General features: G+C 72.2%; 7 protein-coding genes. 5 read left to right on the top strand and 2 right to left on the bottom strand.

Annotated elements, in window-relative coordinates; translation table 11 throughout:
- The first annotated feature begins 216 nt into the window (after positions 1 to 216).
- The 4 genes from AB0D29_RS38475 (at position 217) to AB0D29_RS38460 (ending at position 3,791) form a co-directional block, all read left to right on the top strand.
- Positions 217 to 402, top strand: coding sequence for a Trm112 family protein (locus AB0D29_RS38475; RefSeq protein WP_030015246.1), 186 nt, complete (start codon positions 217 to 219; stop codon positions 400 to 402).
- A 43-nt stretch (positions 403 to 445) separates the two neighbouring features.
- Positions 446 to 1,579, top strand: coding sequence for an SIS domain-containing protein (locus AB0D29_RS38470; RefSeq protein WP_362860494.1), 1,134 nt, complete (start codon positions 446 to 448; stop codon positions 1,577 to 1,579).
- Positions 1,580 to 1,619: 40 nt separating this feature from the next.
- Positions 1,620 to 2,795, top strand: a complete 1,176-nt coding sequence (gene manA, locus AB0D29_RS38465) for a mannose-6-phosphate isomerase, class I (RefSeq protein WP_362860493.1) — start codon at positions 1,620 to 1,622, stop codon at positions 2,793 to 2,795.
- Positions 2,796 to 2,867: 72 nt separating this feature from the next.
- A complete protein-coding gene (locus AB0D29_RS38460; protein ID WP_362860492.1) occupies positions 2,868 to 3,791 on the top strand; it encodes a cation diffusion facilitator family transporter in 924 nt (307 codons plus the stop codon).
- A gap of 61 nt (positions 3,792 to 3,852) precedes the next feature.
- Here the strand turns inward: AB0D29_RS38460 and lepB are convergent, their stop codons facing one another.
- Both lepB and AB0D29_RS38450 read right to left on the bottom strand, forming a co-directional pair.
- Complete coding sequence (lepB, locus tag AB0D29_RS38455) at positions 3,853 to 4,563, bottom strand: signal peptidase I (protein ID WP_362860491.1); 711 nt, start codon at positions 4,561 to 4,563, stop codon at positions 3,853 to 3,855.
- Positions 4,564 to 4,629: 66 nt separating this feature from the next.
- The gene (locus AB0D29_RS38450; RefSeq protein WP_362860495.1) at positions 4,630 to 6,651 is read right to left on the bottom strand and encodes a fructose-specific PTS transporter subunit EIIC; all 2,022 of its coding nucleotides are present in this window, start codon (positions 6,649 to 6,651) and stop codon (positions 4,630 to 4,632) included.
- A gap of 320 nt (positions 6,652 to 6,971) precedes the next feature.
- Here AB0D29_RS38450 and AB0D29_RS38445 point away from each other — a divergent pair.
- Positions 6,972 to 7,639, top strand: a 668-nt coding sequence (locus tag AB0D29_RS38445; RefSeq protein ID WP_362860490.1) for an adenosylhomocysteinase, incomplete at its 3' end; no start/stop codon positions are given.

The raw sequence follows: 7,639 nt of genomic DNA, 5'->3' as shown, positions 1-7,639 counted from the left end.
ATTGCGCTTCGCGCAATGCGGGCCCACTTCAGCAACATCCAGCCCCGCCGGCGTTTGAGGCGCGGGGGCTCGGGGGCAGCGCCCCCGCAACGGCGCCGCACCGGCTACGCGGGCGGGAGCCAAGGCACACACTCCAGCCCGCACCGGAGGTGACTCGGCGGTACGCTGACCTCGCCCCACCCCAGAACCATCCGCATGCCCGAAGGGAACCGCCCCATGCCGCTCGAAGCCGGCCTCCTGCAGATCCTCGCCTGCCCCGCCTGCCACTCGCCCCTCGAGGACAAGTCGGCCGACGAGACGGCCCCCGAGCTGATCTGCACCGGCCAGGACTGCGGCCTCGCGTACCCGGTCCGTGACGGCATCCCGGTGCTCCTGGTCGACGAGGCCCGCCGCCCCGCCTGATCGTTCCGCAACCCTGGATCCGTCAAGACCGCCGGAGGCCGCCATGCTCGACGAGTCGCTCCTCGACGCACCGGACGATCTCGCCCGCGTAGACCGTCGGGGCCTGCTCCGCGGCGCGGCCGAGGCCGGGGCGAGAGTCCGTACCGCGGCCCGGCACGCGAACGAGGCGGGCCTCGCGGAGCTGCGGCCCGACGGCCGTCCCCGCGCGGTCCTGATCGCCGGGCCCGGCACCGCCGCCACCGGCGTCGCCGACCTGCTGGGCGCCCTCGCCGGCGCCTCCGCACCCGTGATCCGGCTCGACCCCACCGGCGTCGCGCACGCCGCCGGCGCACTGCGCTGGGCGCTGCCCGGCTGGGCCGGCCCGGTCGACCTGCTGCTCATCGCCACCACCGACGGCACCGAGCCCGGGCTGGCCGTCCTCGCCGAGCAGGCGTACCGGCGCGGCTGCACCGTCGTCGCCGTCGCCCCCGAGCGCTCACCGCTGAGCGAGGCCGTGGACGGCGCGCACGGGCTCCTCGTACCGATGGCCAAGGCCCCGTACCAGGAGTACGACGAATCCGCCGCCGCCGGCCCCGGTGCCCTGTGGGCGCTGCTCACGCCCCTGCTGCTGCTCCTCGACAAGGTCGGCCTGATCACCGCCGCCCCCGACACACTGCAGCTCGTCGCCGACCGCCTCGACCGCACGGCCGAACGCTGCGGGCCCGCCATCGCCACCTACTCCAACCCGGCCAAGACCCTCGCCTCCGAGCTGGCCGACTCCCTCCCGCTCATCTGGAGCGAGGGCACCGGCGCCGCACCCGCCGGCCGCCGCTTCGCCGCCACCCTCGCCGAGCTCGCCGGCCGCCCCGCACTGGCCGCCGTGCTCCCCGAGGCGCTGCCCGCCCACGGCATCCTGCTCGCCGGGGCCTTCGCGGCCGGCGCCGACCCCGAAGACTTCTTCCGTGACCGGGTCGAAGAGCCCCAGGCCCTTCGTGCCCGCATCGTCCTGCTGCGTGACCGGCCGGCGGGCGGCCTCACCGCCGCCCCCGCCGCACGCGAGCTCGCCCTCAGCCACGACACGGCCATCAGCGAGCTCGAACCGGAGGAGGGCGTCGAGCTGGAGCAGCTCGCCGAACTCCTCGCCGTCACGGATTTCGCCACCGCCTACCTCGCGTTGGCGTCCGGCGGACACGGCTGAGGTACACGCACCTGCCCCGGCTCTATCCAGGAAGACGACGATGGACCGCCTGACCAACACGATCCGCCCCTACGCCTGGGGATCCACCACGGCCCTCCCCACGCTCCTCGGTGTCGAACCCACCGGTGAGCCCCAGGCCGAGCTGTGGATGGGCGCCCACCCCGGCGCGCCCTCCCGCCTCGACCGCGGCGCCGGCCAGGTCGCCCTCTCGGACGTCATCGCGGCCGACCCCGAAGGCGAGCTCGGCGCGGCCACCGTCGCCAAGTTCGGCCCCCGGCTGCCCTTCCTCCTCAAGATCCTCGCCGCGGGCGCGCCGCTCTCCCTCCAGGTCCACCCCGACCCGGCCCAGGCCAAGGCGGGCTACGAGGACGAGGAGCGCCGAGGGATCCCGATCGACGCGGGGCACCGCAACTACAAGGACCCCAACCACAAGCCCGAAATGATCTGCGCGCTCACCGCGTTCGACGGGCTGTGCGGCTTCCGCGCGCCGCTGGACGCCGCCGAACTCCTCGCGGGCCTGGAGGTGGACAGCCTCAAGCCGTACGTCGACCTCCTGCACGCGCACCCCGAAGAGGCGGCCCTGCGCGAGATGCTCACCGCCGTACTGACCGCGGACCGCGCCGAGATGGCCCACACCGTCCACGAGACCGCGGCCGCCGCCGAGCGCCTGGGCGGACCGTACGCCCCGTACGCCACCCTGGCCCACCACTTCCCGGGCGATCCGGGGGTCATCGCGGCCATGCTGCTCAACCACGTCCGACTCCAGCCCGGCGAGGCCATGTTCCTCGGCGCGGGCGTCCCGCACGCCTACATCGACGGCCTCGGCGTCGAGCTGCTCGCCAACTCCGACAACGTGCTGCGCGCCGGACTCACCCCCAAACACGTGGACGTGCCCGAGCTGCTGAGGATCGCACGCTTCGAGCCGGGCGACCCGAACGTGCTGCGCCCCGAAGGCGACGGTGGCGAGGAGGTCTACGAGAGCCCCATCGACGAGTTCCGGCTCTCCCGCTTCCTCCTCGCACCCGGCGGCGTCTCCCGCGTGCTGTCGCAGGACGCCCCGCAGATCCTGCTCTGCACGGCCGGTTCCGTGACGGCAGGCTCCGTGGCGGCCGGCGAACTGCCGCTGGCCCCCGGTGAATCGGTTTTCGTACCGGCGGGAGAAAAGGTCGAACTGTCCGGAAGCGGCACGGTCTTCCGGGCCACCGTGGTGGTCTGACGCGGCGTCCGCCCCGGTGGCTGCAACAATGTGCGGCCGGTAGTCAGTGGCTAGGAAGGACATCCTGCACCCATGAGCGCGTCGGGCGGTACCAGGGCGATCGTGGCGGCACTCGCCGCCAACCTCGCCATCGCTGTAGCCAAATTCGTGGCATTCCTCTTCAGCGGCTCCTCGTCGATGCTCGCGGAAAGCGTCCACTCGCTGGCGGACTCCGGGAACCAGGGGCTGCTGCTCCTCGGCGGAAAGAAGGCCAAGCGCGAGGCGACCCCGCAACACCCCTTCGGATACGGGCGCGAGCGCTACATCTACGCCTTCCTCGTCTCCATCGTGCTCTTCACCGTCGGTGGCATGTTCGCCATCTACGAGGGCATCGAGAAGATCAACCACCCGCACCCGATCGAGGCCTGGTACTGGCCGGTCGGCGTGCTCCTCTTCGCGATCGTCGCCGAGTCCTTCTCCTTCCGCACCGCGATCAAGGAGTCGAACGAGATCCGCGGCAAGCAGACCTGGACCCAGTTCGTCCGGCGGGCCAAGGCCCCCGAGCTGCCCGTCGTCCTCCTGGAGGACCTCGGCGCGCTCGTCGGCCTGGTCCTGGCGCTCGGCGGCGTCGGCCTCGCCCTGCTGACCGGCAACGGCGTCTGGGACGGCATCGGCACCCTGTGCATCGGCACCCTGCTCATCCTGATCGCGATCGTCCTGGCCGCGGAGACCAAGTCCCTGCTGCTCGGCGAGGCCGCCGGCATCGAGGAGATCGAGAAGATCAAGACCGCGCTCGTCGACGGCGACGTCGTCACCGGCATCATCCACATGCGGACCCTGCACCTCGGCCCGGAGGAGCTGCTGGTCGCCGCCAAGATCGCCGTCGAGGGCCACGACACCGCGAGCGAAGTGGCGGACGCGATCAACGCCGCCGAGGCCCGCATCCGCGAGGCCGTCCCGATCGCCCGCGTGATCTACCTGGAGCCGGACATCTACCGTCCCGAAGCCGCCAAGTAACCCACGGACGTACGAAGGCCCCCGCGAGCACCGGCCCGCGGGGGCCTTCGCACACCCGGCCCTAGGCCCCTCCCGAGGCGCCGGGTGCGGCGCCCCAGGCGGGCTGCGCCGGTGCCGGTTTCCTGCGCCGCGCCGCCAGCGCGACGACCCCCAGCACGCCCCCGACCAGGAAGACGACGGCGCCGACGAACTGGACGCCGCCCGTGACGATGAGCTCCGTCGGCTCCACGACGGCCTCGCCGCGGACCGCCGACAGGGGGACGGTGCCGCCGTCCTCGGAGAGGTGCATCGAGGAGTCCGCGGAGTTCCCGCGGTTGTCACCCATGAGGAACGTCCGCCCCTCGGGAACCGTCACGTCGAACGGCACGACCGCCGGAACCGACCGGTCCAGGACGTACGGCTCGTCCAGCGGCTCCCCGTTGAGCCGCAGGGTGCTCTCGCCCGGCCGGTGCTCGATCCGGTCGCCGCCGCGCGCCACCACCCGCGACAGCATGAGCGGGCCGGGCCTCCACTGCGGAACCGATACGAGGACCACGTCGCCGCGTCCGATCTCCAGCTCCTCGCCGGCGGACCCCATGGAGAACCAGCCGGTGTCCCCCGCCGCGTACGTCGGCCGCATGTGGTCGCTCGGTATGCGGTGCTTCTCGTACGCCACCTCCGTGTGCCCGGCGGACACGGCTGCGTAGACCGTCCCGCCGAGCACCAGCACCCCGCCCGCCACCAGCAGCACGATCGCCCAGATGCCCCGTCTGCGGCCCCGCCTGCGCTCCATCGGCCCCACCCCTTCGATCCGTTACCGTGCGCGCCGAAGCGTACGGGCGATGCGGCGGGGCCGCGATCAGCGGATCTCGCGCAGTACGTCCAGGATCGCGGGCGCGTCGGGGGCGGTCAGCAACCGTTCCCGGAAGCCGGTGTCCATCAGCTCGCGCGCGAGCAGGGCCAGGATCCGCAGGTGTTCGTCGCCCGCCGAGGCCTCCGGCACCGAGATCATGAAGACCAGCCGGGCCTTCGTCCCGTCCGGCGCACCCCACTCGATGCCCTCGTCGGACCGGGCGAAGCCCACCGTGGGCCGGGTCACCGCGTCCGTCTTGGCGTGCGGGATCGCGATCGACTCGCCGAGACCGGTCGTGCCCCGCGCCTCCCGCGCGAGCGCGACCCGTACGAGCTCGTCGACGTCCCGGACGTTGCCGGTGGCGGCGAGCATCTCCGCCATCTCGCGGATCGCCGCCTCCTTGGAGCCGGAGACCAGCTCCGTCCTGACGGTCCGTCCGGTCAGGTACCCGGAGAGCACCTCCGACGGCGCGGCCTGCGCGGGTATGTCCGTCCCCCTGATGCCTACGCCCACGCCCACGCCCACGAGTTCCGGCTCGGGGGAGCGGGCGGCGGGCCCGGCGCCCGCGTTCTTCCGCTCCTTGAGTCCGATCAGGGCGTTCGTGGTCAGCGCCGTCACCACGGTGCCCGCCGCGATCGCGATCAGGAACCAGCCGACGCCGCCGACCGCGCCCAGGGCGGCCACGACCGGCCCGCCGTGCGGCACGTGGTCGCCGACCCCCGCCACTCCGGCGAGCGCACCGGCCACCGCGCCACCCAGCATGTTCGCCGGGATGACGGCGGCGGGCCGCGCCGCCGCGAACGGGATCGCACCCTCCGAGATGCCGAACGCGCCCATGAAGAGCGCGGCCATCCCCGTCTCGCGCTCCTGATCGGAGTACGACCCGCGGCGCAGCACCGTGGCCAGGCCCTGGCCGAGCGGCATGACCGGGATGGCCGCCGCGCACATGCCCATCACGGCGTAGTTGCCGGACGCGATGAGCCCCGTACCGAAGAGGAAGGCGGTTTTGTTGACCGGACCGCCCATGTCGAAGGCGATCATCAAGCCGAGCAGGGCGCCGAGCAGGACCGCACTGGTCCCGGTCATGCCGGACAACCGGCCGGTCAGGCTCTCGAAGACCCACGAGACGGGCCCGCCGATGACGTAGATGAAGAACAGGCCGAGCGCGGTGGTGGCGACGATCGGGATCACGATGATCGGCATGATCGGCCGGACCACCTTGGGCACCCGGACCTTCCTGATCCACAGGACCAGGTGGCCGGCCAGGAAGCCCGTCACGATCGCGCCGATGAAGCCCGCGCCCGACTCGGAGTCGTAGAGCGCGCCGGTGTTCGCGATGAAGCCGCCGATCATGCCGGGCACGAGCGCCGGCCGGTCGCCGATGGCGTACGCGATGTAGCCGGACAGGATCGGGATCATCAGGGTGAAGCCCAGTACGCCGATCCGGAAGACGTGGTCCCAGAACGTGCCCGGCGTCGTGGCGTACCCCTCGGCCGTCGCGTGCCCGCCCAGCGCCAGCGCGACGGCGATGAGCAGACCGCCCACCACCACGAACGGGATCATGTACGAGACGCCGTTCATCAGGGCCTTGTACGCGAGGCTCCGTTCCTTGCCGCTGCCACGGCTGCCGCCGCCACCAACGCCACCACCGCCGGAGGCCCCCGCGGTCGCCGTCCCGGTCTGTACCGGCGCGCTCCGCACGCGTTCGATCAGCTCCTCCGGCCGGTGGATGCCGTCCGCGACGCCCGTGGAGAGGACCCGCTTGCCCGCGAACCGCTCGCGGTCGACTTCCCTGTCGGCGGCGATGATGATGCCGTCCGCCTCCCTGACATCGTTGTCAGAGAACACGTTCTCGGCCCCGATGGAGCCCTGGGTCTCCACCTTCATCTCGACACCGAGGCGGTCGGCCGCCTGCTGGAGCTTCTCCGCGGCCATGTAGGTGTGCGCGATCCCGGTGGGGCACGCGGTGACGGCGAGCAGCTTGGGGCGCCCCGGCCCGCCCGCGGGCCTGCCCGCGCCCCCGTCCACGGATGGGTCTGCCGGACTGGTCACTGAGATCTCCTTCGTGCCACGGGTTCGGCGGATCAAAAGTCCGAAAGGCCCTGAAAGTTCCTACAGGAGGGCCTGACATCACCACACGCCTTCTTCCTCGTCTGACTGGGGCTCACTCCACCGATCGGTGTAGATTCGTCGTCAGTGTCAGGCGTCGCTGCTGATGGCGGGTCGGGCGGTCCTCGCGACCGGCCGAGGGGAGAGAGGACCCCCGACGGACTGTGCTCGGTGTCCCGTCCCCAGGACGGCGCACGGACCAGCCGTACCCACCTCTCGAACCATGAGGAGCAGCACCCATGGACTTCAAGGTCGCAGACCTGTCCCTTGCCGCGTTCGGCCGCAAGGAGATCACCCTGGCCGAGCACGAGATGCCGGGCCTGATGTCGATCCGCCGCGAGTACGCCGAGGCGCAGCCGCTCGCCGGCGCCCGCATCACCGGCTCGCTGCACATGACGATCCAGACCGCCGTCCTGATCGAGACGCTGGCCGCCCTCGGCGCCGACGTCCGCTGGGCCTCCTGCAACATCTTCTCCACCCAGGACCACGCGGCCGCCGCCATCGCGGTGGGCCCGAACGGCACCCCGGAGAACCCGCAGGGCATCCCCGTCTTCGCCTGGAAGGGCGAGACGCTGGAGGAGTACTGGTGGTGCACGGAGCAGGCGCTGACCTGGCCGAACACCCCCACCGGCGGCCCGAACATGATCCTCGACGACGGCGGCGACGCCACCCTCCTCGTCCACAAGGGCGTCGAGTTCGAGAAGGCCGGCGCGGCCCCGGACCCGTCGACCGCGGACTCCGAGGAGTACGCCCACATCCTCACCCTGCTCAACCGCACCCTCGGCGAGTCCCCCCAGAAGTGGACCCAGCTCGCGTCCGAGATCCGCGGTGTGACGGAGGAGACCACCACCGGTGTCCACCGCCTCTACGAGATGATGTCCGAGGGCACGCTGCTGTTCCCGGCGAT

It is taken from the genome of Streptomyces sp. NPDC048424 (assembly GCF_040651555.1).
Classification (GTDB): Bacteria; Actinomycetota; Actinomycetes; order Streptomycetales; family Streptomycetaceae; genus Streptomyces.
Note: the sequence above shows the minus strand (reverse complement) of the source record. Positions and strands in the feature narration are given on the sequence as shown.